This is a genomic window from Burkholderia latens (genome assembly GCF_902499045.1).
GTDB lineage: Bacteria > Pseudomonadota > Gammaproteobacteria > Burkholderiales > Burkholderiaceae > Burkholderia > Burkholderia latens.
Window position 1 is genome coordinate 1 of sequence record NZ_CABVPL010000012.1, and the last position, 25,807, is coordinate 25,807.

Annotated in this window: 17 protein-coding genes; 8 read left to right on the forward strand and 9 right to left on the reverse strand. The window is 70.7% G+C overall.

Annotation, left to right across the window (positions count from 1 at the left end; genetic code table 11):
* Window positions 1-168 precede the first annotated feature (168 nt).
* From BSE24067_RS11185 to BSE24067_RS11200, 4 genes are all read left to right on the forward strand, one after another.
* Entirely contained in the window at window positions 169-534 is a 366-nt protein-coding gene (locus BSE24067_RS11185; protein ID WP_151068723.1) for a DUF3022 domain-containing protein, read from the forward strand.
* A 277-nt stretch (window positions 535-811) separates the two neighbouring features.
* The gene (locus BSE24067_RS11190; protein ID WP_151068724.1) at window positions 812-1,360 is read left to right on the forward strand and encodes a type 1 glutamine amidotransferase domain-containing protein; all 549 of its coding nucleotides are present in this window, start codon (window positions 812-814) and stop codon (window positions 1,358-1,360) included.
* A gap of 3 nt (window positions 1,361-1,363) precedes the next feature.
* A complete protein-coding gene (locus BSE24067_RS11195) occupies window positions 1,364-1,705 on the forward strand; it encodes a DUF1488 family protein (protein ID WP_151068725.1) in 342 nt (113 codons plus the stop codon).
* Window positions 1,706-1,973: 268 nt separating this feature from the next.
* Window positions 1,974-2,198 (forward strand): hypothetical protein, encoded by a 225-nt coding sequence (locus BSE24067_RS11200; protein WP_151068726.1) that lies wholly within the window; start codon window positions 1,974-1,976, stop codon window positions 2,196-2,198.
* Between the two features lie 16 nt (window positions 2,199-2,214).
* Here BSE24067_RS11200 and BSE24067_RS11205 read toward each other — a convergent pair whose 3' ends face one another.
* Window positions 2,215-3,465, reverse strand: a complete 1,251-nt coding sequence (locus BSE24067_RS11205; RefSeq protein ID WP_151068727.1) for a phosphatidylserine decarboxylase family protein — start codon at window positions 3,463-3,465, stop codon at window positions 2,215-2,217.
* A 118-nt stretch (window positions 3,466-3,583) separates the two neighbouring features.
* Between BSE24067_RS11205 and BSE24067_RS11210 the strand changes: the two genes are divergently transcribed.
* Window positions 3,584-3,829 (forward strand): hypothetical protein, encoded by a 246-nt coding sequence (locus BSE24067_RS11210; RefSeq protein WP_174904750.1) that lies wholly within the window; start codon window positions 3,584-3,586, stop codon window positions 3,827-3,829.
* Between the two features lie 218 nt (window positions 3,830-4,047).
* On the opposite strand, the gene BSE24067_RS11215 is transcribed toward BSE24067_RS11210, so the two are convergent.
* A complete protein-coding gene (locus BSE24067_RS11215; protein WP_151068661.1) occupies window positions 4,048-5,169 on the reverse strand; it encodes a sensor histidine kinase in 1,122 nt (373 codons plus the stop codon).
* Between the two features lie 162 nt (window positions 5,170-5,331).
* On the opposite strand from BSE24067_RS11215, the gene BSE24067_RS11220 reads away from it, so the two are divergent.
* The 3 genes from BSE24067_RS11220 (at window position 5,332) to arsB (ending at window position 7,321) form a co-directional block, all read left to right on the forward strand.
* Window positions 5,332-5,667 carry an ArsR/SmtB family transcription factor gene (locus tag BSE24067_RS11220; RefSeq protein ID WP_151068660.1) on the forward strand — a complete coding sequence of 112 codons (336 nt, stop codon included), beginning with the start codon at window positions 5,332-5,334 and terminating at the stop codon, window positions 5,665-5,667.
* 20 nt (window positions 5,668-5,687) lie between these two features.
* Window positions 5,688-6,182, forward strand: a complete 495-nt coding sequence (locus BSE24067_RS11225) for an arsenate reductase ArsC (protein WP_151068659.1) — start codon at window positions 5,688-5,690, stop codon at window positions 6,180-6,182.
* A gap of 68 nt (window positions 6,183-6,250) precedes the next feature.
* Entirely contained in the window at window positions 6,251-7,321 is a 1,071-nt protein-coding gene (arsB, locus tag BSE24067_RS11230; protein WP_151068658.1) for an ACR3 family arsenite efflux transporter, read from the forward strand.
* 163 nt (window positions 7,322-7,484) lie between these two features.
* Here the strand turns inward: arsB and treY are convergent, their stop codons facing one another.
* From treY to BSE24067_RS11265, 7 genes are read right to left on the reverse strand one after another with little or no spacing between them, the layout of a single operon-like run.
* Entirely contained in the window at window positions 7,485-10,253 is a 2,769-nt protein-coding gene (treY, locus tag BSE24067_RS11235; RefSeq protein ID WP_174904751.1) for a malto-oligosyltrehalose synthase, read from the reverse strand.
* Window positions 10,250-12,538, reverse strand: a complete 2,289-nt coding sequence (malQ, locus tag BSE24067_RS11240) for a 4-alpha-glucanotransferase (protein WP_174904752.1) — start codon at window positions 12,536-12,538, stop codon at window positions 10,250-10,252. The genes treY and malQ overlap by 4 nt, the downstream gene beginning before the upstream one ends.
* Window positions 12,535-14,412, reverse strand: coding sequence for a malto-oligosyltrehalose trehalohydrolase (treZ, locus tag BSE24067_RS11245; RefSeq protein WP_151065772.1), 1,878 nt, complete (start codon window positions 14,410-14,412; stop codon window positions 12,535-12,537). Before treZ ends, malQ begins: the two co-directional genes overlap by 4 nt.
* A 9-nt stretch (window positions 14,413-14,421) precedes the next feature.
* Window positions 14,422-16,536 (reverse strand): glycogen debranching protein GlgX, encoded by a 2,115-nt coding sequence (gene glgX, locus BSE24067_RS11250; RefSeq protein ID WP_151065773.1) that lies wholly within the window; start codon window positions 16,534-16,536, stop codon window positions 14,422-14,424.
* Window positions 16,537-16,568: 32 nt separating this feature from the next.
* Entirely contained in the window at window positions 16,569-18,770 is a 2,202-nt protein-coding gene (gene glgB / locus BSE24067_RS11255) for a 1,4-alpha-glucan branching protein GlgB (protein ID WP_151065774.1), read from the reverse strand.
* A complete protein-coding gene (gene treS / locus BSE24067_RS11260) occupies window positions 18,767-22,186 on the reverse strand; it encodes a maltose alpha-D-glucosyltransferase (RefSeq protein ID WP_151065803.1) in 3,420 nt (1,139 codons plus the stop codon). Before treS ends, glgB begins: the two co-directional genes overlap by 4 nt.
* Window positions 22,186-25,578 (reverse strand): maltotransferase domain-containing protein, encoded by a 3,393-nt coding sequence (locus tag BSE24067_RS11265; protein WP_151065775.1) that lies wholly within the window; start codon window positions 25,576-25,578, stop codon window positions 22,186-22,188. The genes treS and BSE24067_RS11265 overlap by 1 nt, the downstream gene beginning before the upstream one ends.
* Window positions 25,579-25,807: the final 229 nt, after the last annotated feature.

Sequence of the window (25,807 nt, forward strand, 5' to 3'; positions counted from 1 at the left end):
ACGGGCGTTCGTCGGGCGCGACGGGCTCCGGCGGCGGCGGTGCCGGCGGCACGGGCAGCGCAGGTTCCAGCGGGTACTGACGACCACGGTGTCGCGCCGGCCCGGCCGGCGCGGCGCGATGACGGACGCCGGCCGCGGCCGGCATCCGTCACCACGCAGGAGAACATCATGCAATCGAATTACCGCACCTTGCTCGACGACAGCGACTTCGACACCGATCCGGTCGATACCGACGAACTCGACACGACCGTCCATCTCGACATCGAGACCGGCCGGATCACGTTTCATGCGGCGTGGGCGGTCGCGCACGATGCGCCGCCGGGGGCGCCGCGCCACTCGGTCGTGCTCGCGCTCGACTGCGACACGATGGAGCGCTACGCGGCGCTCGACGACGCCGCGCGGCTGCGGGTGCACGCGATGCTGCACGACAGCGTGCAGGCGACGCTCGAAAGGCTGCCCGACATTACCGAGGACCTCACGCTGACGGTCGAGCTGACCGACGCGATGCTCGACGTCGCGCGCCATTTGCAGTGACCGCGTGACGCACGGAATCGTCTCGCGGCCCGTCGGCCCACGTGGCGGACGCGCCGTACGCGGTTGCATTACATACTCCGTTGAAATCTTTGCAGCGACCGTCCGGTGCGGCGGTGGCACAGGGGCAAGCCGGCTCGCCGCGAATTGCGGGTCGCGCCCCGGCGTCGCGCCGACTCCCGCGCACCCGGCCACGACCGGCACCCTGCACGGGCGGCACGGCGTTTGCTGCGCGACGGGCACGGCACGACCGGTGCCGCAACGAACCAGGGAGCGTTCCATGACCGGGAAGCTGGACAATTGCAAGGTAGCGATACTCGCGGTCGACGGCTTCGAGGAAGCCGAGCTCGTCGAGCCGCAGCGCGCGCTGAAGGCCGAGGGCGCGCAGGTCGACGTGATTTCGCAGAAGGGCGGCGAAATCCAGGGTCTGAGGCACGTCGACAAGGGTGAGCGCGTGAAAGTCGACCGCACGTTCGACGATGTGCGCGAAGGCGATTACGACGCGGTCGTGCTGCCCGGCGGCGTCGTCAATGGCGACGCGATCCGGATGGTGCCCGCCGCGCGCGAATTCGTGACGGCGGCCGTCGGTGCCGGCAAGCCCGTCGCCGCGATCTGTCACGGCGGCTGGCTGCTGGTGTCGTCCGGCCTCGTCGAAGGACGCACGATGACGAGCTGGCCGAGCCTGCAGGACGATATCCGCAACGCAGGCGGCAAGTGGGTCGATCAGGAAGTCGTGCGCGACGGCAATCTGATCACGAGCCGCAAGCCGGACGACCTGCCGGCGTTCAACGGCGCGATCGTGCAGTCCCTTGCGTCGCGGGGGGCCTGAACGATGCCGGCCGACCCCGTCCGCCGCGTGACGCTGACCGATCAGCCGCCGGAATTCGACGGCGCGGCGCTGCAGATGCGTTTCGTCGTCGATGTCGACGGGAAGCCGCTTACCTGCGCGATCACCGTCGAAGCGCTCGAGGACCATTTCGGTGCGCGTTCCGCGCTCGAAGCCGACCTGCGCGACGCATTCGAGCGCGGCCGCGACCGGATCGAGGCCGCGTGCGCGGAAGTGCTCGCGGACGGGAAGGGCGGTGTCGAACTGCACAGCGGCTATTTCCGCGTGCGCGACAAGGCGGCCGGCGACGCCGCACGCGCCGGGCTGTTCCGTTCGCGGAAGGCCTGACCAGGCGGCGCGGCGCCAGCCGGCCGCGTTCGTCGGCCGCGGCGCGGCGGTCCCGCGCCGCCCCGTTACACGTCATTGAAAACTTTGCAGCGGTGCCCGCCCGGCTCAAAGCGCCAGACCCCACCGCGCGCCGGCCGCATATGGACCGGCTTCGTCCCACATACTGGCACGCTCCCTGCATGTCTCCGTGATCGGCGCGCACGATTCGCGCCTGCGCCGACGCGATGCCAACGCCGCACCGCGTCGAGACGTCAATGGGGGAGACAACATGCTGACCGCACATGAATTTGCCACGCTGTTCCTGGTTTATCGCGCGCCGGAACAGATCCAGGCCGACCGAGAAGACATCGTGTCGCTGATGGAACAACACCTGATCGAGATGCGTTCGGACGAATCGGGCGCGAGCCGGCCCGCGCTGACGCCGAACGGCCTGTCGTTCGTGCAGTGCATGCAGCGGCACGCCGGACGCGGGTTCGGCAGCGCCGATGCGTGATGCGCGGGCGCTCGCGTCAACGCGCGATGGCCACCGACGCGTTGACCTGCACGACCGGCGCTTCGCCGTCGAACGGCGGCGCATGCAGGAAACGATCGATCACGCCGGGCTCGAACAGCAGGCAGTACGTCGAGCCGCCGTACTGGAAGTAGCCGATCTCGTCGCCCTTGTCGACGCGCTGCCCCGGCAGGACCTCGATCACGCACGACGACACGTCGCCCATCCCGACGAACACGGCCGCGACCGTGCCGATCCCCGGATCGTCGCTGTCGATCGCGATCACCGCGCGGGCCGCCACGGCCGTCATGTAGCCTTGCGAGTCGTTGAGTCCGGCCGGGTCCGGCCCTTCGGCCTCGGCAACCGAGTAGTAGGTGCCGTCGACGCGGTACGCATGCGTGACGGTGCCCCGCACCGGCGCGTGCCAGCGGTGATAGTTGTAGGCGCTCAGATACGCCTGGTAGAGATCGCCGCCGACGAAACGTTCGGCGAGCGGCAGCCGTGCGGGCGTGAAGATGTCGCGCAGCGAATACGGCTGGCCCTTGATCCAGAACGTGTCGCGGATCTTCAGGTTCGATTCCGTGTGATACGGCGCGGCCTCGCACGCGCTGATGATCACGTGCGGATCGTTCGGTGCCGCGACGGGCCGTGCGCCGGCGCGAAAGCGCCGCGTGAAGAAATCGTTCCACGAATCGAAACCCCAGTGCGGCTGATCTTCCCGGTACTGGAACTGCGACAGGCCGAGCCGCTTGCGCGCCTCGTCGCAGAACCAGCCATCGGGCGGCGACGTGTCGAGGTGCGTGCGCGAATGCGGGCCGCCGAGGAAGTCGCACCACACGTTCAGCACCTGTTTCAGATGCGCGTTGACCGCCGCGTCGCGAAACACCGCGTGGCCGGACGGCATGCACATCGGCCAGTCGAGGAACGCGTTCAGCGGGCACACGATCATGCTCGTTTCGCTGAACGGCGGCGTGTACGTCATCAGATGGTCGATCACCGTCATCAGCTCGCCGATCGACGTGTAGCCGAGCTGGCGGCCCGACTCGCGCGCCTCGTCGATCGCGCGCGTGAGGCCCATGCGCAGCACCGCGTTGTCGTCGAACAGCCGCGCAAGTTCCTGCACGGCCGGCGTGCGCAGCCGCTCGCCGGCCTGCGCTTGCGCTTCCTTCGCGATTTTCTGGCGATATGCGGCCATGTGCGCTTCGTTGCCGGTCATCCAGTCGCCGATGCGATGGCGCGTGTCGGGCGGCGTGCTGCGGTCTGTCGACATGGTCACCTCCGGGAAGGGTTGCGATACGAACGCATGTAGCAAGGCGCTTGCCCGGCATCCGGCACCGAAATTGCTGCGCTCGGGCGAGCGGTTTCTTCAACGATTCGGGAGAGCAGACATGAACGCAGCTTCGAATGCGCAACAGACGAACGATCCGGCGCCGGCCGACGAGCGCCGCGGCGGCGGACAACGCACCGTGGCGCCGACGCGCGCGCGGCCGCGCGTGCGTGCGGCGACGTCACGGGACGGCGCGCGGCGTGCCGAACGGGGCGGCGCGCACGGGCCGATCACGACGAGCGGCGGCCATGAGAGCGGCGAGCCGCTGTGGGAGGATGACAGCGGCGCGATGGCGCCGGAAGAGTGATCGTGACCGGATGCCGGCGGCGGCGGCGAAGACCGGTCGGCGCAACGCGCGGTAGTGCGCGGCCGGCAACTTGCCCGTTACGGCGCGGCGCGGGCCTGTCGTGACCGCGAACGTCGTCCACGTGCGTCGCGATCGCCGGCAAGCCCGCGCTGGGGGTGCGAACTCGCCGCGGCCGGGTGCCGGTCACATCGGCATCCCGCCCCGGCCCACCGCCTGCTTCACCCGCGTTTCGGCAGCCGCACCGCGAATACCGTTTCCGCCTGATCCGAGCGCGCGTCGATGCGCCCGTGGTGGCCTTTCGCGATTTCGCTGGCGATGTACAGGCCGAGGCCCAATCCGGCATCGGCCCCCGTTCTTTGCCGCTGGTCCGCGCCGCGTTGAAGCGGATCGAAGATGCGCTCGAGCGTGAGCGGATCCAGCGCGGGCCCACGGTTGCCGACCTCGATGAGCACTTCCGTCGCGCTCGACGTCGCGCTCACGCGTACCGGCGCATCCGGCGTTCCGTACTTGAGCGCGTTGCCCAGCAGGTTGCTCAGCAGTTGCTGCATGCGCCGGTCATCCCAGTTGCCGCGCAGGTCGCCGCTGATGTCGACGTTGATTTCGCGACCAGGATGCGCCGCCTGCAGTTCGTCGACCACATTCGCGACGACATCCTCGAGATCGATCTCGCGAGGATCGACCGGGATGCCGAGCCCGAGCTGGGTTCGGTTGAAGTCGCAGAGATCGTCGAGCAGCGCCTGCATGCGGCCGCCGCTCCTGATCAGCCGGCCGGCGGCCTCCGTTATTTCCTCGCCCGCATTGAGCGCCGCCAGATAGGAGGCGGTCAGCTGGATCGTTTGCAGCGGCGTGCGCATGTCGTGGCCGAGCATGCCGAGCAACAGGTTGCGAGCCTGTTCGACCTGTTCGGTAAAGAACGAGACGGACTCCGCGAGCGCCTGGTCGATCGCCTCGTTGAAGCGAATCATGTCGTCGAGATGCGGCGGGCTCGGCCGGCACGCGTCGAGCCACAACGACAGCACGCTCGCACGCAACGCGCGATATTCGGCCGCCAGCTGATTGATGTTGAAGCCGCGGCGCGCGCGCAGCACCGCATGCGTCTGCGCGGCGGTCTCGGTTGCATTCACCGGTTCGGGCGCGCGTCCCAGCGATTTCTCGCGTTGCGCTTCGCGGGTTTGCGGGCTCGCGATGTCCTTCGCGATGGCCTCCAGGATCTGGCGCGCGTGGTCGCGCAGCGCGAGCGAATCCATGCTCCTGGCGGCCGGCAGCAGCGTGGCCGCAAACGCTTCCCACTGCACGAGGATCGGCTCCATGTCCCGAACGATGAAATCAGCTAGACGCATGTCGCCCCTCAAGACGGAATTGAACGGTGAATGCTGCGGTGTCGGGCACGATATCACGTCATTGCCGGCGACCGGCGGCGTGACGCCACCGATCCATTGCCGATCGGCCACAGGAACAAGACGGCCATTCCATCTCTTCGATATTTCGAGTATTATCGAAATATGGAAACCACGCAGACCGTCTCCGCGCTCGCGGCCCTCGCGCACGAATCGCGCCTTGCCGTGTTCCGCACGCTCGTGCAGGCCGGCCCCGGCGGCTTGCCGGCCGGCCAGATCGCGACACGCCTCGACGTGCCGCCGTCGTCGCTATCGTTTCATCTGAAGGAACTCGCGCGAGCGCAACTCGTGACGAGCCGGCAGGAAGGCCGCTTCGTGATCTATTGCGCGAACTTCACGACGATGAACGCGCTCATCGGCTACCTCACCGAGAACTGCTGCGGCGGCAATCCGTGCTCGCCGGTGGCCGCCTGTCCGACCGCCTGCTCCGAGCCGGCTTGACCCCGCATTCGTTCCCGCCGATGACCACCAACGTCCTGATCCTTTGCACGCACAATTCCGCGCGCAGCGTGCTCGCCGAGGGAATGCTGAACCACTGGGCGCGCAAACTCGGCCGCGACGTGCGCGCGTTCAGCGCGGGGAGCGCGCCGAGCGGCAGGTTGAATCCGTTCGCGCTGGACGTGCTGACCGGCGCCGGCGTCGATATCGCCGGATACCGCAGCAAAAGCTGGGACGAATTCATCGGCGACGGTGCGCCGGAAATGCGCATCGTGATCACGGTGTGCGACAGCGCGGCCGCGCAGACGTGCCCATACTGGCCCGGCAGCCCGGTAACGGTGCATTGGGGTTACGCGGATCCGTCGAACGCATTGGGCGGCGATGCAGGCAAGCGGCTCGCGTTCGAGCTGACGCGCGAGGCGCTCGGCTACCGGATGCTGCAACTGCTGGCGCTGCCGCTCGCGCGTATGAGCAACGCCGAACTCGACGCGGCGCTGAACGACATCTCGAGAAACTGAGTGCGCCGCATCGCAGCGCGGCCGAACCGGCGCGCCGTGGGCGTTTGCCCCGTACCGGATCCTGTCCGATGAACACGTCCAACGTCATTCCGCCTCGCGATGCTGTCGCGAAGCCGGCGATCAATTTCTTCGAACGTTACCTGACGGTATGGGTCGCGCTGTGCATCGTCGCCGGCATCGCGCTGGGCCAAATGCTGCCCGGCGTATTCCAGCGGATCGGCCGCATCGAATACGCGCGGGTGAACCTGCCGGTCGGGCTGCTGATCTGGGTGATGATCGTCCCGATGCTCGTGAAGGTCGACTTCGGCGCGCTGCATGAGGTGCGGCGTCACGTGAAGGGAATCGGCGTCACGCTGGTCGTGAACTGGCTCGTCAAACCGTTCTCGATGGCGTTCCTCGGCTGGCTGTTCGTGCGGCACCTGTTCGCGCCGATGCTGCCCGCGGCGCAGCTCGACAGCTACATCGCCGGCCTGATCCTGCTGGCCGCCGCGCCGTGCACCGCGATGGTGTTCGTATGGAGCCGGCTGACGGGCGGCGATCCGCTGTTTACGCTGTCGCAGGTCGCGCTGAACGACAGCATCATGGTGATCGCGTTCGCGCCGCTCGTCGGGCTGCTGCTCGGGATGTCCGCGATTACCGTGCCGTGGGCGACGCTGCTCACGTCGGTGGTGCTCTACATCGTGATCCCGGTGCTGCTCGCGCAGCTGTGGCGCAGACGGCTGCTGGCGCACGGGCACGCAGCGTTCGACGCCGCGATCGCGCGGGTCGGCCCGTGGTCGATCGCCGCGCTGCTCGCGACGCTGGTGCTGCTGTTCGCGTTCCAGGGCGAAGCGATCCTGGCGCAACCGCTCGTCATCGCGTTGCTCGCGGTGCCGGTCCTGGTCCAGGTGTTCCTCAATGCGGCGCTTGCTTACGGGCTCAATCGCGCGATCGGCGAGCGGCACGACGTCGCGTGCCCGTCCGCGCTGATCGGCGCGTCCAACTTCTTCGAGCTTGCCGTCGCGGCCGCGATCAGCCTGTTCGGTTTTCATTCCGGCGCGGCGCTGGCGACCGTCGTCGGCGTGCTGATCGAGGTGCCGGCGATGCTGCTCGTGGTGCGCGTCGTGAACCGGTCGAAGGCCTGGTACGAGCGCGCTTGACGCGCCCGCGGAAGGTTTGGCGCGGCCCTCGCGACGTCCGTCGTGTGCCGGGCCTGCAGGTTGTGCCGCGCGCGACGCCGGCGCAGCAACGTGTGCCGCCGCGCGCGCCGCGATCGCAAGCGGCGGCGCGAGCGGGCGCGATCGTCGCGTATCGCGGACCGGTTCATTCCCTGTCGCCTGCCGCCACCAGCACCGCCACCGGCAACGCCGCCAGACACCGATCGAGCCGCAGCGTGCCGTCGTCCGACGCATCGATTTCGCCGCCGTCGCTCAACCAGTCGCGCCAGCGCTTCGCGGCACCGCGCGGCAACACGACCGCGGTTTCCCCCCATTTGCCCGGCTCGACGCGCGGCAATCCCGGCGTGTCGCCGAGCAGCCGGCACGCGAGCCGCGTCACGACCACGACGACCGTCACGCCTTCACCGCACCGCGCGAACGCCACCGCATGCCGGCCGAGCGTGCCGCGCACGCGCAGCGGCACGTACGCGCCGTCCGCGAACACTGCCGGCCAGCGCGCGCGCAGCGCAAGCATCCGCTCGACGAGCGCCCGCTTCACGCGCGCATCGGGCCACGTCGGCAGATACGCGGCGACCGGCTCGTCGACGCGCTCGGCCGCGAGTGCCGCGAACGGCACGTCGCGCCGGTTGTCCGGATCGACGAGCGAGTGATCCCATCGCTCGGTACCTTGGTACAGGTCGGGCACGCCCGGCGACGCCATCCGCAGCGCCGCCTGCGCGAGACTGTTGACGACGCCGGCCGGCGCGATCCGCGCGACGAACGCATGGAGCCGGTGCACGAAATCGCCTGCGCCGTGCGGCGTCAGGATCGCGCGGACGAACTGCTCGCACGCGCGCTCGTAGTCCGCGTCGGGCGCGAGCCAGTCCGTCTGCCGTTTCGCTTCGCGCAGCGCTTTCGTCTGCCAGCGCACCACGCGCTCCGCGAGCGCCGCAAGTCCGGCTGCATCGTCGGGCGCGAGCGCCGGCGGCCAGCAGCCGGCGAGCGTCTGGTACAGCATCGCTTCCGCGGCCGGCCCCGGCGTCCACGCGAGATCGCGATGTGCGCCGCCGCGTTGCCGCTGGTTCAGCGTCGACCAGTCGAGCGACACCGCGCGCCACAGGTCCGGCACTTCGCTCAGCACCGCGAGCCGCGCGCGCGCATCCTCGCCGCGCTTGTGATCGTGCGTCGCGGTCGCGACGAGCGTGTGCGGCACGGTGCGCGCGCGACGCCGGTTGCGCGCATGGAACGCGCCGCGCGACACGCTGAAGTCGCCAGCGTCGGCGCCAACTTCGTTGCGCGACAGCAGACGCCCATACCGATAGTTGGCCGTGTCCTCGACGCCTTTCGCGGCGAGCGGCGCGGTGAGCTGCGCGAACGCGACGCGCGCGGCGGCGAGCGCGGCGGCATCGGCGCGCGGTACGCGCGTGCCGCGGAGCCCGAGCCAGCCGGCGACGCGCTCCAGCGCATAGCGGTCCGACGGATCGATCGCGGCGCATGCGGCGTCGTACGCGCGTTCGAGCACGCGACGATCGGCAGCGCCCGGCTCGTCGCCGTGCGCCGGATACATCCGGTAGACGGGCAGATGCACGGCGAGCTCGCCCAGCATGCGATGAATCGCGATGCGGCTGACGTCGCGCGTCGCGGGCGCCGCGCGCGCAATGCGGTGCAATGCCCGCGCGACACGCTCGTGCTCGCCGGCGAGCTGCCGCTTCAGCACGCGCCGCTTGCCGGCGACCGCTTCGTCGGCGAACGAGCGCGCGGACCCCGACACGGCCGCCCAGTGCGCGCCGAGTGGCTCCGCGCCGGCCGGATCGTGCAGCAGCGCGGCGACGTCGTTCATGAAGTCGTAGCCCGTCGTGCCGTTGACGTGCCAGTCGTCGCGCAGCGTCTCGCCCGGCGCGAGAATCTTCTCGACGACGATGTACGGCCTCGCGTCGCGCTGTTCGGCGAGTCGCGCATGCAGGCGCCGGCAATACGCGCGCGGGTCGGCGAGGCCATCGACGTGATCGACGCGCAGGCCGTCGACGTCGCCGGCCGCGTGCAGCGCGAGCGGCAGCGCGTGCACCGCGTCGAACACCGCGTCGTCGTCGACGCGCACGGCCGCGAGCGTCGCGATGTCGAAGAAGCGCCGCCAGTTCAGTTCGTCGGCGGCCGTGCGCCACCACGCGAGCCGGTAGTGCTGGCGTTCGAGCAGGTGGTGCAGGCATGCGCGCGAGCGCGCGCGGCGCGGGTCGGCGCCGCGCAATACCGCGTCGAACGCATGCGGCCCGTGCGCGGCCGCGTAGTCGCGCAGCGCCGCGTGCGCGGCCGCGAGGCGCGCGCTGCCGCGCACCGGCGCCGCGGCGAAGCGTTCGGCGAGCGCGTTCAGGTCCGCGCGGTTCGCGATGCGCAGGATCTCCGCGTACGTCGACGCGGCCACCGGCAGCGTCCGGCCCGGACACGCGATGAAGAAGCGCCCGGCCGCCGCATCGGCGCCGAGCGTGATGTCGCCGGCGGCGAGCGCGTCGCCGTACGGCGCGCCGAGGCACGGCAGCAGCACCTTGCCGTCGAGCGCGGGATCGGGCGGATGCCAGTCGATGTCGAAGTAGTGCGCGTACGGGCTCGCGGGCCCCCATTCGAGCACGTCGTTCCACCAGCCGTTCGACGTGCCGCCGACGCCCATGTGGTTCGGCACGATGTCGATGATCACGCCGAGGCCGCGCGCGCGCAGCGCATCGACGAGACGCCGGAAGCCGGCTTCGCCGCCGAGTTCCGCGCTGATCGCGCGATGGTCGACGGTGTCGTAGCCGTGCAGCGAGCCGGGTTCGGCCGTCGTGATCGGCGACAGGTACAGGTGGCTCACGCCGAGCCGCGCGAAATAGTCCGCATGCGCGGCCGCGTCGTCGAACGTGAAGCCCGCATGCAGCTGCAGCCGCAACGTCGCGCGCGGCGTCATGCGTCGTCCTCCGGCGCCCGGCGCGCGTGCTCGATCGCGGCGATGCGCGTGCGCACGTCGGCGTCGAACAGCGCGCCAACGGCGCGCGGCAGCCGGCGCAGCCAGTTCGGATGGCCGCACGGCGGGCCGGGGAGGTTCGGCTGCGCGTCGAGCGCGAGCAAGTCCTCGAGCGGCACGATCGCGAGCGGCGCCGGGCTGCGCGCGACGTAGGAGAGCATCGCGTCGACGGGCGGCGCATCGGCTGCCGGGACCGGCGCGCCGGATGCCGCGCATCCGGCTTGTTGCAGCGCGCGCCATAGCGCGGCGCGATCGGTCGCGCGCTCGGCTTCGGCGGACGACGCAGATGCGCCCAATTCGGCGGCTGCCGCGAGGTCGGGGTCGGGCGGCGACGGGTCGTACGTGCCGGCGTCGGCGCGTTCGTCGCCGGCATCGTCACGCAGCAGCGGCGCGTTTCGCTCGTCGCCGTCCGAGTCGTGCGCGGCGGCAGCGAGCCCGACGTCGTCGCACGCACGTTGCGGGGTTTCGTCGTTCGTCGCCGCGCGCCGCCGCCATTCGAGATCGACGCCACGCCACCAGCCGGACACGGTCGGCAGATCGTGCGTCGACGTCATCGCGATCGTGTCGCGATCCCAAGCGGCGGGCCGCCGGAACGCACCGTCCGCTTCGCGCTCGAACCACAGCACGCGCATCCCCGCGATGCCCTGCGCGGCGAGCCGCTCGCGGAAACCCGCCGGCACCGTGCCGAGATCCTCGCCGATCGCGACCGCGCGATGCCGGGCCGCCTCCAGCGCGACGAGCCGCACGAGATCGTCGATCGGGTAACGCAGGTACGCGCCGTCGCGCGCCGACGCGCCGTCCGGCACGATCCACATCCGCGCGAAACCGAGCACGTGATCGATGCGGATCCCGCCCGCGTGCGCGAACGCGGAGCGCAGCAGCTCGACGAACGGAACGAATCCGTGCGTGCGCAGCGCCGCGGGCGTCCACGTCGTCACGCCCCACGCCTGGCCGTCCGCATTGAATAGGTCGGGCGGCGCGCCGACCGACACGCCGCGCAGCAGCGTCGTGCCGTGCGCCCACGCGTCGCTGCCCGAGCGATCGGAACCGACCGCGAGATCGGCGATCAGCCCGATCGCCATCCCGGCATCGCGCGCGGCATGCTGCGCGCGGCCGAGCGCGTCGGACGCACACCATTGCAGGAACGTGTGGAACGCGATCGTATCGGCGTGCGCGTGCGCGAACGCGTCGACTTCGGGCGACGCGGGCACGCGCCATTGCGCGGGCCATTGCCGCCAGTCCGCGCCGATCCCGTGTTCGATGCAGAACGCCTGCAGCGCGTCGAAGCGTGCATGCGCGTCGAGCGCCGCGCCGCCCGCCGCGCGGAACCGTTCGAACGCGTCGCGCGACGGCTCGCCGCTCGCGCGCCACGCGTCGAAGCACGCGCGCAGCTGGTGCAGCTTCCGCGGCAGCACGTGCGGCCAGTCGATCAGCGGTGTGTCGGGGGCCGCCGCGGCGCCGTCGGCAGCGCCGTTCATCCGCCGCACGATATCGGCGCCCGGCACCGCGTCGCTGTCGAGATACGCGACGTTGTGCCAGCGCCGCGACGACGGCGAATACGGGCTGTCGTGCTCGGGCAGCGCCGGATAGCCGGCGTGCGTGGGGCTGAGCGCGATCGCATGCGCGCCATGCCGCGCCGCGTGCGCGGCGAGATCGGCGAGTGCGGTGTAGTCGCCCGCGCCGTCGTCGTTCGCGCGGCGCAGGCTGTAGAGCTGCGCCGCGATGCCCCAGCGGCGCGGCGCGTGCGGGTCTGGGTTCGACGCAGGGTTCGCATGGTCCGCATCGAACGCCCGGTCGAACGGCCGCGCATGCGCCGGCGCGATCGCGAGCCCGATCCGTTGCTCGCCGATGTCGAGCGCGTGATAGCCGGGCAGCGTGAGCGCCGGCAGCATGCCATGCTCGCCCGCGCCGCCCACGCGCCCATCGACGTGCCCGCCCGATTCGAGCGCGATCCGGAAGCGCGCGCCGGGCGGCGCGACGCTGCGCGGCAACGGCAGCGGCACGCCGGCGTCGCCGGTGACGAGCCGCGGCGTCGCGCCGTTCGCGTCGGCGAGCGCGGCCGCGCTGTCGACACGTTCGATCGGCGTGCCGCATGGCCAGCCGAGCGCATCGACGAGCGCGACGAGCGCGTCGTCGTCCACGCGTCGCGCGACGCCGGCCGCGTCGATCCAGTCAGGCTCGAGCCCGGCCAGACGCGCGAGTTCGTCGATCGATACGTCGGTCGTCATGGGCGTCGGTGTCCGTTCGTGCGGTGATTCAGCGCATCGTGGTTCACCGCGCCGTCGCGCCATGCGATGCACGCGCGCGCGGCCAGCCGCTGGTCGGGAAGGCGGTCGCGTGCACGCGGCGGCGTCTCGAACACGATCTTGCCGACCGGCAGCACCGACAGCACCGCTTCGTACGACGCGGGATTGAACGCGATCGTCAGCGTGCTGCCGTCGCCGAGCCGCCAGCGCGCGACGAGCGCCGCCGCGTCGCCGTTGCTCGCGCCGTTGCCGGCCAGCAGCTCGACGCCGAGCGCGTGCGCGCCGGGCAGATGCGGCGTCACGAGCGCCGCTCGCACGGTCAGCGCGCTGCGGTAGAAGTGGCGCCACGCATCGCCGTCGGGCCACGCGTCGACGTCGGCGTGGCCGGGCGATGAGCGCACGAACGTGCCGATGTCGTTCGGATCGGGAATCGCGTCTCGATGTGCGGGATCCGCGAACGCGGAAAACGCCGCGAACTCGCGGCGGCGGCCTTCGCGCACCGCGTCCGCGAGCGCGCCGCGATAGTCGGTGAAGAACTGGAACGGCTGCGTGCTGCCGTCTTCCTCGCCCATGAACAGCAGCGGAATCTGCGGCGCGAGCAGCATCAGCGCGGTCGCCGCGCGCACCGCGTCGTCGTTCGCGAGCGCGCGCAGCCGCTCGCCGAACGCGCGGTTGCCGATCTGATCGTGGTTCTGCAGGAACGTGACGAACGCGGTCGGCGGCAGATGCGTGCTCGGCTCGCCGCGTGGCGCGCCGTCGTGCAGCGGCGACGGCTCGCCCTGGTACGCGAATCCTTCGCCGAGCGTGCGTGCGAGATGGCGCAGCGGCGCGTCGGCGTACGCGCGGTAGTAGCCTTCGCGCTCGCCGGTCAGCAGCACGTGCACGCTGTTGTGGAAATCGTCGTTCCACTGCGCGTCGAAGCCGTCGGGTCCGAGCAGGCTCGCCGTATTGCGTTCGTTCTCGAGCACCAGATGCACGTGCCGCGCGTCGCCCGCATACGCACGCACGAGGTGTCCGAGCTCGCGCAGCCAAGCATCGTCGTCGATCGCATGCGCGGCGTCGATGCGCAGCCCGTCGAAGCGGAATTCGTCGAGCCAGTACAGCGCGTTGTCGATGAAGAACGTGCTCGTCTGCGCGCACGAGAAGTCGATCGCCGGCCCCCACGCGGTCTGCCGGTCCGTGCGGAAGAATGCCGGCGCATAGCGCGGGAGAAGATTGCCTTCGGGGCCGAAGTGGTTGTACACGACGTCGAGAAACACCTGCAGCCGGAGCCCGTGCGCGGTATCGATCAGCGATTTCAACTCCTCCGGGCGTCCGTACGACGCATCGGGTGCGAACGGCAGCACGCCGTCGTAGCCCCAGTTGCGCGCGCCGGGGAATGCGTTGACGGGCATCAGCTCGATCGCGGTCACGCCGAGCGCGGCGATCGCCGGCAGCCAGCGCTCGACGTTCCCATAGCCGCCGCATGCGCCGACGTGCAGCTCGTACAGCACCGTCTCGTGCCACGGCCGGCCGGTCCACGCGTCGTTGCGCCAGCGGTACGCGGACGGATCGACGACCTGGCTCGGCCCGTGCACGTCGTACGGCTGAAAGCGCGACGCCGGATCGGGCACCGCGAGATCGTCGTCGAGCAGATAACGATAAAGCGTGCCGGGGCCGCACGGCGCGATCACCTCGAACCAGCCGTCGCCGGCGCCGTGCATCGCGACGCGCTGTTCGCCGTGCAGCTCGACCGTCGCGGTGCGGCTCGCGGGCGCCCACAACCGGAAGCGCGTGTGCTCGGCATCGATGCAGGTCGCGCCGAACGACGACGCGAACACATGCGTGCCGGACGAATGGGCGGAACGTGATGTCATGGCGGCTCCTTACGAGGGCAAGTCGGGTGGCACGGCCGCGACCGCGATCACGGCCGCGTGCGCGGCGACGTCGACGCCGGCGTCGGGCCACGAGCGCGGGCCGGCGTCGGGTGTCGCGGTATCGAGCAGCACGCGATAGTCGAGCAGCGGCGCGGGCGGCTTGAACGTGATCGTGTCGGCCGACGCGTTCAGCATCACGAGCAGCGCCTCGGTGCGCCCCGTGCGGCCGGTGCCGACGCGCCGCATCGTCAGCGCGCGGCGCTCGCCGTCCTCCCACGCGGGCACGCTCAGTTCCTCGCCGTGCTCGTCGAACCAGCCGATCTCGCGCATGCCGGGCGCGCCGTCGCGGTCGCCGTTCGGATAGCGCGGCACGGACATCACCGGGTACATGCGCCGCATCGCCGCGAGCCGCGACACGAAGCGCGTCATCTGCACGCCTTCGTCGCTGCGCGCGAGATCCCAGTCGAGCCACGACAGTTCGTTATCCTGGCAATACGCGTTGTTGTTGCCGTGCTGCGTGCGGCCGAACTCGTCGCCCGCGACGATCATCGGCGTGCCGAGCGCGGTAAACAGCGTCGCGAGCATCGAACGCGCGACGCGCGCGCGCAGATCGCGGATCTTCGGATCGTCGGTCGGCCCTTCGGCGCCCCAGTTCGCGCTGCAGTTGTCGTCGCGGCCGTCGCGGTTGTCCTCGCCGTTCGCTTCGTTGTGCTTGCCCGCGTACGACACGAGATCGGCGAGCGTGAACCCGTCGTGCGCGGTGATGAAATTGACCGACGCCCACGTGCGGCGCCGCTGGTGATTGAACAGGTCGGCCGAACCGGCCAGCCGTGCGGCGAGCTCCGGGCGCTGGCCCGCGTCGCCGCGCCAGAAGCGCCGCACCGTGTCGCGAAAACGGTCGTTCCATTCGGCGAAGCCGGGCGGATGGCGGCCGAGCTGATAGCCGCCGGGGCCGAGATCCCATGGTTCGGTGATGAGCTTGCGCTGCGCGAGCACCGGATCCTGCCGCAATGCGTCGAAAAATCCCGAGCCCGGCTCGAAACCGTGATCCTCGCGGCCGAGCGTCACGCCGAGATCGAAACGAAACCCGTCGATGTTGAACGCGGTCGCCCAGTAGCGCAGCGAATCCATCACCATCTGCACGACGCGCGGATGCGACATGTTCAGCGTGTTGCCGCAGCCGGTCTCGTCCACGTGATAGCGCGGGTCGTCGGGCCGCAGCCGGTAGTAGCTCGCGTTGTCGAGGCCGCGCCACGACAGCGTCGGCCCGAGCTCGTTGCCTTCGCACGTGTGGTTGTAGACGACGTCGAGCACGACTTCGATGCCCGCTGCGTGCAACTGGCGGATCGCGATGCGCATCTCGTCGAGCCGCCGCGTCGACAGATACGACGGCTCCGGCGCGAAGAACGCGGCCGTGTCGTAGCCCCAGTAATTGCGCAGCCCGCGGTGCACGAGTGCGCGTTGCTGCAGGAACGCATGCACCGGCAGCAGCTCGATCGTCGTCACGCCGATCGCCAGCAGGTGATCGATGAACGCCGGATGCGCGAGCGACGCGAACGTGCCGCGCTCCGGCGCGCGCAGCCCCGCGCGGCGCATCGACGCACCGCGCACGTGGGTCTCGTAGATCACGGTGCTGCGCCACGGCACGTCCGGGCGCCGGTCGTTGCTCCAGTCGAATGCCTCGTCGACGACCACGGCCTTCGGCATCGCGGGCGCGGAGTCGCGGCGGTCCATCGACAGATCCGCGCGGTTCGAGTGCACGCGATAGCCGAACAGCGCGTCGGACCAGCGGAAGTGGCCGACCAGCTTGCGCGCGTACGGGTCGAGCAGCAGCTTGGTCGGGTTGAAGCGATGGCCTTGCTGCGGCTGGTACGGGCCGTCCGCGCGGAAGCCGTACACGGTGCCCGGATGCGCGTTCGGCAGATAGCCGTGCCACACCTCGTCGGTGCATTCGGGCAGGTCGAGGCGCGCAAGCTCCTTGCGGCCGGTCGGGTCGAACACGCACAGCTGGATGCGGTGCGCGTGCGCGGAAAACACCGCGAAGTTGGTCCCGAGTCCGTCCCAGGTCGCGCCGAGCGGATAGCAGCGGCCGGGTTCGAGACGGTCGGGCAGGGCGGTCGGCATGGGGAGGGTCTCCGTGTCGAGGGCGCCGGGCATCATGCCGGGCTTAGCCATAGGGTCGCGAGCGGCGGCAGCCGCAATGCAGCCGACCACTGCTCGCCGTGCGCGGGCACGTTCTCCGCCCACACGGCGCCGTCGTTGCCGGCATTGGTGCCGCCGTATACGGCGGCATCGGTGTTCATCAGTTCGCGCCACTGTCCGGGCGCGGGCAATCCGACGCGATAGCCGGCGCGCGGCACCGGCGTGAAATTGCAGACCGCGACGACGAGGCGCCCGGTATCGTCGCGGCGCGCGAACGCGAACACGCTGTTGTCGCGATCGTCGCCGATCAGCCACGCGAAGCCGGCCGCGTCGCAATCGAGCGCGTGCAGCGCCGGCTCGGCCGCGTACGCGCGGTTCAGGTCGCGCACGAGCCGCTGCACGCCGCGATGCGCGGGCGCGTCGAGCAGGTCCCAGTGCGGCGTCCCGTCGTGCGCGAACTCGGCCCATTGCGCGAATTCGCTGCCCATGAACAGCAGCTTCTTGCCCGGATGCGCCCACATGAAGCCGAAGTACGCGCGCAGCGTCGCGAGCCGCTGCCACGCGTCGCCGGGCATCTTCACGGCGAGCGAGCCCTTGCCGTGCACGACCTCGTCGTGCGACAGCGGCAGCACGAAGCGCTCCGAGAACGCGTACACGAGCCCGAACGTCATCCGGTCGTGGTGATAGCGGCGGTGGATCGGATCCTCGCGCAGATACGACAGCGTGTCGTGCATCCAGCCCATGTTCCACTTGAAGTCGAAGCCGAGCCCGCCGCCGGCGGTCGATCCGGTGACGCCCGGCCACGCGGTCGATTCCTCGGCGAACGTGACGACACCGTTCGGCGCGAGCTCGCCGTGCAGCGTGTCGTTCAGCGCGCGCAGGAACGCGACCGATTCGAGGTTCTCGCGCCCGCCGTACACGTTCGGCACCCATTCGCCTTCCTTGCGCGAATAGTCGCGGTACAGCATCGACGCGACCGCGTCGACGCGGATGCCGTCGACGTGATAGCGGCGCGCCCACGCGAGCGCGGATGCGATCAGGAACGCGCCGACTTCGTTGCGCCCGAGATTGAACACGCAGGTGTTCCAGTCGGGATGCATGCCTTCGCGCGGATCCGCGTGCTCGTACAGCGCGCTGCCGTCGAACTGCGCGAGCCCGTGCGCATCGTTCGGAAAATGCGCGGGCACCCAGTCGACGATCACGCCGATGCCGGCCGCATGCGCGCGATCGACGAAGCGCGCGAAGCCGTCGACCGGCCCGAAGCGCGCGGACGGCGCGAACTGCGCGAGCGGCTGATAGCCCCACGAGCCGCCGAACGGGTATTCGGAGATCGGCATGAATTCGACGTGCGTGAAGCCCATTCCCTTCACGTACGGGATCAGCCGCTCGGCGAGTTCGTCCCACGTCGAGCTGCGGTCCATTTCCTCGGGCACGCGCTGCCACGACTCCGGATGCACTTCGTAGATCGACCACGGAATCCGGAACCGGCGATCCGCATGCGCTCGCGCGTGAATCCACGGTTCGTCGTGCCACGCGAAGCCGTCGAGCGCGGCCGTATCGGCGACGACCGACGCGGTGCGCGGCGGCGCCTCCGTCGCGCGCGCGCACGGATCGGCCTTGTGCGGCAGCACGCGGCCGTCGCTCGCGCACAGCTCGTACTTGTAGTGCTCGCCCGCGCCGATGTTCGGCACGAAGATCTCCCACACGCCCCACGGCCGCCGCAGCCGCATCGGATGGCGGCGGCCGTCCCACGCGTTGAAGTGGCCGACCACCGACACGCGCTGCGCGTTCGGCGCCCACACCGCGAAACGCACGCCGTCGACGCCGTCGACGCGCGTCGGCGTCGCGCCCAGGCACTCGAGCACCGCGGCCGGGTCGCCGGCCGCGAAACGCGAGAGCGCGGCATCGTCGAGCAGCGTGCCGAACGCGTACGCGTCGTCTGTCACCTGGCGCGCGTCGGGCCAGTCGATCGCCAGCCGGTAGCGGCCGCCCTCGGCGATCGTCCCGGCAAAACAGCCGGCGTCGTCGACGCATGCGAGCGTGCCGAGCTCGTCGCCGTCGGGCGTCACCGCGCGCACGCGCCGCGCGCCGGGCAGCAACGCGCGCACGACGATTCCGCCGGCGTGCCCGTGCGGGCCGAGGCACGCGAACGGGTCCGGGTGGCGGCCGGCGAGCAGCGCATCGATATCGCGGCGGTCGAACAGCGTGTCGGTCATCGGTTGCCTCCTTGGTCGGGTGAGCGTCCGGCGGCGAGCAGGCGCTCGACGAGCGCGGCGAGGCCGCTGACCGGCACGCCGAGCCAGTCGGGGCGGTTCGCGGCTTCGTAGCAGAGCTCGTATGACGCCTTGTCGATCAGGAACAGCGCAAGCAGGCGATCGGCGTAGTGCGGATCGACGAAGCGCTCGGGCGCGAGGTCGGCCGCCGCGCGATAGCACTCGACGAAACGGTCGGCCGCGGCCTGCCCGAAGCGGTCGAACAGCGCGCGCTTGCGGCCGGCCGTCTGCGGCGGCGCCTTCTCGATCGCGAATTGCGCGGTCGCGCTCACGTACGACAGCGAGCGCAGGAAGCCGGCCACGTCGCGCAGCGGATGCGACTTCGCGCGACGCCGCTCGAGCGCGCGCGCGGGCTCGCCTTCGAAATCGATCAGCAGCGCGTCGCCCTGTACGTCGAGCACCTGGCCGAGATGGAAATCGCCGTGAATGCGGATGCATTGTGCGTCGAGCGTGCGCGGCACCAGTTCGCCGAGCGCCTGCACGGCCGCGTCGCGCGATGCGAGCAGCGTGTCGGCCGCGGCGCGCGCGGCCGGGTCGAGTGCGCCGAGCGCGTCGAGCCGCGTGCCGAGCACGTCGAGCGCGTGCTCGAACGACGCGATCGCGTCGACGCACCAGCCGTCGACGTGTTCCGGCGTCGCGCGCTCCGGCGTGAACGCCGGATCGTCGGAGGCCTGCGCGAGCGCGACGTGCAACTGTCCGAGCCGCGTGCCGACGATGCCCGCGAACGCCGCGTAGCCGAGCAGCGCGTCCGGCTCGTCATCGGGTTCTGTCGCGTCGCCGTCGCCGGCTGCCGGCAGCGCGAGCTCGTCGACCGCCCGTTTCAGGAAGTCGAACGAACGCGTCCACGCGTCGCCCTGGTTGTCGACGTAGCGCTGCAGGATCGCGACCGTATGCGGCCTGCCGTCCGGATCGACGTGCACGACTTCGCCGGCGAGCGTCGCGGTGTTCGCGTAGCCGATGCGCGTCAGATAGCGGCTCATCTCCGCTTCCGGATGAATTCCGTGCGCGACCTTGCGCACCAGCTTCAGCACGATCGATTCGCCGATCACGAGCGAGCTGTTGCTCTGCTCGGCCGCGAGCCAGCGCACCTCGGCGTCGTCGCCGGGATCGAGCGACGCGAGCGCCTGTTCGGGCAGGAAGTCGAGGCGGCCGCCGTCGGACGTCGGCACGGTCGCGCCGTCGCGCAGCTTGCGCAATATCCCGCGCGCGAACGCGGGCAGCGCGAACGCATCGGTCAGGTAGCCGACGGTGTGGCCGCGCCGCACGCGTGCGAGCGCGAGTTGCGCGAACAGCGGATGCGACGTCTCGCCGCCCCATGCGGCGGCAAGCGGCACGACGTAGCGTTCGACGCCGCCGTCGCTCGCGGACACCCACGCTTCCGCGTACTGGAACGGCTCGTCGGCGATCGGCGTGACGACGTTCAGCCGCGCGCTGCCGATCTTGCGGTCCTTCGACGCGAACCAGCGCCGCCGCGCGAGCCACGACGCGAGCGCATCGTGCGCGAGCGTGTGCAGTTGCCCGACGTCGGGCCGCACGTCGCCGCGGCGCATCACGATCGTCACGTATTCCGGGAGCGGCTCCGCGTGCGGCTGCCGCCACGACGGCTCGCGTCCGTGCTCGGACAGCACGAACCACAGGAACCCGTACGGCGGAAACGTGAGCAGGTACGTGAGCTGCCCGATCGGCGGAAACGGCGAGTCCGACGTCATCTCGATCGGCACGCGGCCCGCGAACTCGGACAGGTCGAGCTCGACCGCCTGCGACGCGCGCGACAGGTTCGCGACGCACAGCACCGGCTCGTGGCCGTCCAGTTCGCGCAGGTAGGCGAGCACCTTGCGATTTTCCGGGCGCAGGAAGCGGATCGTGCCGCGCCCGAACACCTGCGTCGCGCGGCGCGTCGCGAGAATGCGGCGCGTCCAGTTCAGCAGCGAGTGCGGGTCGCGCGTCTGCGCCTCGACGTTGATCGCGTCATAGCCGTACAGCGAGCCCATCACCGGCGGCAGCACGAGCAGCTCCGGGTCCGCGCGCGAGAAGCCGCCGTTGCGGTCGGACGACCACTGCATCGGCGTACGCACGCCGTCGCGGTCGCCGAGGTGGATGTTGTCGCCCATCCCGAGTTCGTCGCCGTAGTAGATCACCGGCGTGCCCGGCATCGACAGCAGCAGCGAATTGATCAGCTCGATGCGGCGCCGGTCGCGCTCCATCAGCGGCGCGAGGCGGCGGCGGATCCCGAGATTCAGGCGCGCGCGCCGGTCGGACGCATAGGTCTGCCACAACAGGTCGCGCTCCGAGTCGGTCACCATCTCGAGCGTCAGCTCGTCGTGGTTGCGCAGGAACACTGCCCACTGGTTGCTCGGCGCGAGCGCCGGCGTCTGCCGCATGATGTCGACGATCGGGAAGCGGTCCTCGCTCGCGATCGACATGTAGATGCGCGGCATCAGCGGGAAGTGGAACGCCATGTGGCATTCGTCCTCGTTTCCGAAGTATTCCTGCACGTCCTCCGGCCACTGGTTCGCTTCGGCGAGCAGCATCCGGTTCGGATACTCGGCGTCGATCGTCGCGCGGATACGCTTCAGGATCGCATGCGTTTCCGGCAGGTTCTCGTTGTTGGTGCCTTCGCGCTCGACCAGGTACGGCACCGCGTCGAGCCGCAGCCCGTCGATGCCGAGATCGAGCCAGAAGCGCATCACCTGGATCACTTCGCGCACGACGGCCGGGTTGTCGAAGTTCAGATCCGGCTGGTGCGAGTAGAAGCGGTGCCAGTAGTACTGGCCGGCGATCGGATCGTGCGTCCAGTTCGACGTTTCGGTATCGAGGAAGATGATCCGCGTGCCCGCGTACTTCGTGTCGGTGTCGGACCACACGTAATAGTCGCGGTGCGCCGAGCCGGGCTTCGCGCGCCGTGCGCGCTGGAACCACGGATGCTGATCCGACGTGTGGTTGATCACGAGCTCGGTGATCACGCGAATGCCGCGAGCATGCGCTTCGCGGATGAAGCGCCGCACGTCGGCAAGCGTGCCGTAGTCGGGATGCACGTCGCGGTAGTCGGCGATGTCGTAGCCGTCGTCGCGGCGCGGCGACGGGTAGAACGGCAGCAGCCAGATCGTGTCGACGCCGAGCTCGACGATGTAGTCGAGCTTCATGATCAGGCCGGGGAAGTCGCCGATCCCGTCGTTGTTCGAGTCGTAGAACGACTTCACGTGCACCTGGTAGATGATCGCGTCCTTGTACCACAGCGGATCGTCCGCGCACAGCGCGGGCGCGCGGCGCCGCGAACGGCGCCGGCGCGGCGTGCCGGCCGGTGCGAGCGACGGAAACTGCGCGCGGCGCACGTCGTCGAGCGGGTCTTCGCGTTTCATCATGCGTGTGCTCCGTGAGGGCGGCTTGCCTCGCCCGGGTCGGGCGCCGCCGCCCGCGCGGCGCCGGGAGACGGCGCGAGCCGCCAGATCGCATACGGCCGCACGTGCGGGTCGAGCGATACGTATTGCCGATGCCCGCGCCAGGTTTCGGCGTGCGCGGCATCGTGTTCGAGCGCGTCCAGCGGCTCGCCGTCGGCGAGCCCGAAGCCGCGCCACAGCGACGCATCGAGCGTGAAGTTGGCCGCTTGCGGATGCCACGGATCGAGGCTGATCGCGACCGCGACGACGCTGTCGTGCGCGGGCGTCGCCTTCACGAACACGAGCACCTGCTCGTTGTCCGCATCGACGAACGTGAGGCCGAGATGCGTCTGCAGCGCCGGGTTGTCGCGCCGCGCGCGGTTCAGCCGCGCGATTTCGCCGCCGATGTGCGCGGCCTTGCTCCAGTCGCGCGCGCGCAGTTCGTATTTCTCCGCGTCCGCGTATTCCTCGCTGTCGGGCAGCGGCGCCGATTCGCCGATCTCGAAGCCCGAGTACATCCCCCACGAGCCGGCGAGCGTCGCCGCGAGCGCCGCGCGGATCACGAACTGCGAGCGCGGCGCGTTCTGCAGGTGACGCGGATTGATGTCGGGCGTATTGACGAAGAAGTTCGGCCGGAAGAACTCGCGCGGCGGGCCGGCCGTGAGCTCGGTCAGATAGTCGATGAACTCGCGCTTCGACTCGCGCCACGTGAAGTACGTGTACGACTGCGAGAAGCCGACCTTCGCGAGCCGGTACATCATCCCCGGCCGCGTGAACGCCTCGGACAGGAACACGACGTCCGGATGCTTGCCGCGCACGTCGGCGATCATCCACGCCCAGAACGGCAGCGGCTTCGTGTGCGGATTGTCGACGCGGAAGATCCGCACGCCCGTTTCGACCCAGAACAGCACCGCGTCGCGCAGCGCGAGCCACAGGCCGGGCAGCGCGTCCGGCGCGTAGAAGTCCGGGTTCACGATGTCCTGGTAGCGCTTCGGCGGATTCTCCGCATAGCGCAGCGAACCGTCGGGCCGCCACGCGAACCAGCCCGGATGCTCGGCGAGCCACGGGTGGTCCGGCGAGCACTGGATCGCGAAGTCGAGCGCGATCTCGAGCCCCTGCGCATGCGCGGCGTCGACGAGCGCGCGGAACGACGCGAGCGTGCCGAGTTGCGGATGCACCGCCGTGTGGCCGCCGTCGGGCGAGCCGATCGCGTACGGGCTGCCGACGTCGTCGGGGCCGGCCTTCAACGTGTTGTTGCGGCCCTTGCGCGCGGTCGTGCCGATCGGGTGGATCGGCGGGAAATACAGTACGTCGAAGCCCATGTCGCGGATTCGCGGCAGCTGCGCGATCACGTCGTCGAACGTGCCATGCCGGTGCGGATCGTTGCTGGCCGAGCGCGGGAACATCTCGTACCAGCTCGAGAAGCGTGCGGCGCGGCGTTCGACGTCGACCGGGTACACCGTTTCGTCGTGCGTGACGAACGGCCGGTAGCGTAGCGCCGCGTAGGCGTCGGCAAGCGCCGGTGAGCCGAGCAGCGCGAGGCGGTCGTCGGGCGACGCGTCGTTGAACTCCGCCGCCAGCCGTTCCATCTGCGCGGTCGCACGCGGATCGGCCGGCTTGGCGCGCTTCAGCGCGGCCGCGAGCAGCAATTGCGCTTCGCGCACCTCCAGCGTCACGTCCTGGCCGGCCGCACGCTTCTTCGCGACGTCGGTGACGAGCGACGTCCAGTCGTCGCGCCACGCGATCACGCGGAACGCGTGGCGGCCGAGCCGGTCGAGCGCGATGCGCGCGTGCCAGCGGTCGTTCGGTTCCGCGACGAACGGCACCTCGCGCCAGTCGTCCTCGTCGGCCGCGCGCCATTGCAGCGCGGCGGCGAGATGTGCATGACCGTCCGTGAAGATCGATGCGTGCACAACCAGTGTGTCGCCGATCACGCGCTTGATCGCGAAGCGGCCGCCGTCGACCGCCGGCTCGACGCGTTCGATCGCGATCCGGTCGGCCGCGAGCGCGGCGGACAGCGCGGTGCGTTCGGTCGCGGCGTCCGCGCGCGCGGTCGCCGGCGGTGCGCGCCATGCTTCGAGCAGCGCGTAGCCGCCGGGTTCGAGCGTGAACGCTTCCAGCGCGATGGGTGCGCGCTTGCGCGCGCCGTTGGGCGACGCGACGCGCGTGAAGCCGCCCGGCACGCCGGGCAGGATCGTCGCGGGATCGACGCGCGCTTGCGCATCGAGGTCGGGATTCAGCGCGATCAGCAGCGCCGTATCGTCGTGTTCGAGCGACGGCCCTTCGCCGCGCAACAGCGCGGTCGCGCTCGCGCCGGGCGCGCTCAGTTGCGCGATTTCGCCGCGCGCGGCCGCCAACGGTGTCGCGCGGCGCCACGCGTTCGCGTCGGCGATCGCGCCGGACAGGTCGAAGCGCGCGTCGTCGAACGCGGCGCGAAAGCGCGCGGCGTCCGCGTCGCGCGCCATCAGCGGCAGCGCGACGCCGCGCTCGAAGCCCATCGGCACGAGCCAGCCGGTGCCGACCGCGGCGGCCGTCCACAACGCGCGGTGATACGCGCGGACGATCGTCTCGTCCGGCGCGTCGCGCCAGTCGTCCGCGAGGCGCGGCCCGTCGAACGCGTCGGGAAAGGCGATCGGCGAGCCGATGCGGCGCAGCAGCCGGTGTTCGTCCGCGAACCACGGCGAGCGCAGATCCCACCAGCGCGCGGACGAGAACACGCCGTCGAAGCCGGCGGCCTCGAGTTGCGCGAGCGCGTCCCGCGCATGGCCCGGCACGCTGGCCAGCACCGCGACGTCCGGGCGCGCGCGGCGCAGCGCGGCGCGCCAGCCGGGCCACCACGCGGCCGGCAGATGATGCGGCGCATCGATCAGGAAACCGGCCGCGCCGGCGTCCGCGAACGTCGTCAGCAGCGCGCACCACCACGTGGCCAGCGCGTCGCGCGTCGCGTCGTCGCCGGTCTGTGCATGCGCGACGTCCTGCTCGTGCGCGGCGCTGCGCGGATCGATCAGCGCGTCGTCGTGCGCGCGCTCGACATACCACTCCGGATGTTCCGTTCGCAGCGGGTTGTCGCGCGCGATGCGGTCGGGGACCACTTCGAGCATCACGCGCAGCCCGTGGCCGCGCGCGAGCTGCGCGAGCCGCGAGAATGTTTCGAGCGCGCCGGCACGTGTCGCGAACGTCGCGGCCGGCCGGTGGAAGTCGGCAACATGACGCGGAAAGCCCGCGACGCTGGCGGTCCAGAAGCCGCCGATCAACACATGATCGAAGCCCATGCCGGCGATGTGCGCGAACGTGTCGGGCCATGCGTCGAGCGGGCCGACGAGGCGGGCGTCGCAGAAGTAGAGGTGCGGGGCGAAGGGCGGTGTGGCGTTCATGGGCTGGCGGTTGTGAGCGGCGGCGAACGGTGACGGCGCTTCGTCGCAACCGGCGTGCCCGCTGCGCGGCGCCGTGCGCAGCAATGCGCGTGCGGGATGCCGCGCGGGGCATGCTGTCCTTTTTTACATGGCCGCGGGCCGGTTCCTGCATCGCGGGCGGCGCGGCCGATGCCGCGCGTGCGGCCGGTGCGACTGCGGCGTCGCATCAGCGGTCCGGGCTCCGTATCGC

Bases quoted from the DNA above. Each gene is read 5' to 3' on its own strand.
- BSE24067_RS11185 (WP_151068723.1), top strand. From the start codon at position 169: ATGCAATCGAATTACCGCACCTTGCTCGACGACAGCGACTTCGACACC.
- BSE24067_RS11190 (WP_151068724.1), top strand. From the start codon at position 812: ATGACCGGGAAGCTGGACAATTGCAAGGTAGCGATACTCGCGGTCGAC.
- BSE24067_RS11195 (WP_151068725.1), top strand. From the start codon at position 1,364: ATGCCGGCCGACCCCGTCCGCCGCGTGACGCTGACCGATCAGCCGCCG.
- BSE24067_RS11200 (WP_151068726.1), top strand. From the start codon at position 1,974: ATGCTGACCGCACATGAATTTGCCACGCTGTTCCTGGTTTATCGCGCG.
- BSE24067_RS11205 (WP_151068727.1), bottom strand. From the start codon at position 3,465: ATGTCGACAGACCGCAGCACGCCGCCCGACACGCGCCATCGCATCGGC.
- BSE24067_RS11210 (WP_174904750.1), top strand. From the start codon at position 3,584: ATGAACGCAGCTTCGAATGCGCAACAGACGAACGATCCGGCGCCGGCC.
- BSE24067_RS11215 (WP_151068661.1), bottom strand. From the start codon at position 5,169: ATGCGTCTAGCTGATTTCATCGTTCGGGACATGGAGCCGATCCTCGTG.
- BSE24067_RS11220 (WP_151068660.1), top strand. From the start codon at position 5,332: ATGGAAACCACGCAGACCGTCTCCGCGCTCGCGGCCCTCGCGCACGAA.
- BSE24067_RS11225 (WP_151068659.1), top strand. From the start codon at position 5,688: ATGACCACCAACGTCCTGATCCTTTGCACGCACAATTCCGCGCGCAGC.
- arsB (WP_151068658.1), top strand. From the start codon at position 6,251: ATGAACACGTCCAACGTCATTCCGCCTCGCGATGCTGTCGCGAAGCCG.
- treY (WP_174904751.1), bottom strand. From the start codon at position 10,253: ATGACGCCGCGCGCGACGTTGCGGCTGCAGCTGCATGCGGGCTTCACG.
- malQ (WP_174904752.1), bottom strand. From the start codon at position 12,538: ATGACGACCGACGTATCGATCGACGAACTCGCGCGTCTGGCCGGGCTC.
- treZ (WP_151065772.1), bottom strand. From the start codon at position 14,412: ATGACATCACGTTCCGCCCATTCGTCCGGCACGCATGTGTTCGCGTCG.
- glgX (WP_151065773.1), bottom strand. From the start codon at position 16,536: ATGCCGACCGCCCTGCCCGACCGTCTCGAACCCGGCCGCTGCTATCCG.
- glgB (WP_151065774.1), bottom strand. From the start codon at position 18,770: ATGACCGACACGCTGTTCGACCGCCGCGATATCGATGCGCTGCTCGCC.
- treS (WP_151065803.1), bottom strand. From the start codon at position 22,186: ATGAAACGCGAAGACCCGCTCGACGACGTGCGCCGCGCGCAGTTTCCG.
- BSE24067_RS11265 (WP_151065775.1), bottom strand. From the start codon at position 25,578: ATGAACGCCACACCGCCCTTCGCCCCGCACCTCTACTTCTGCGACGCC.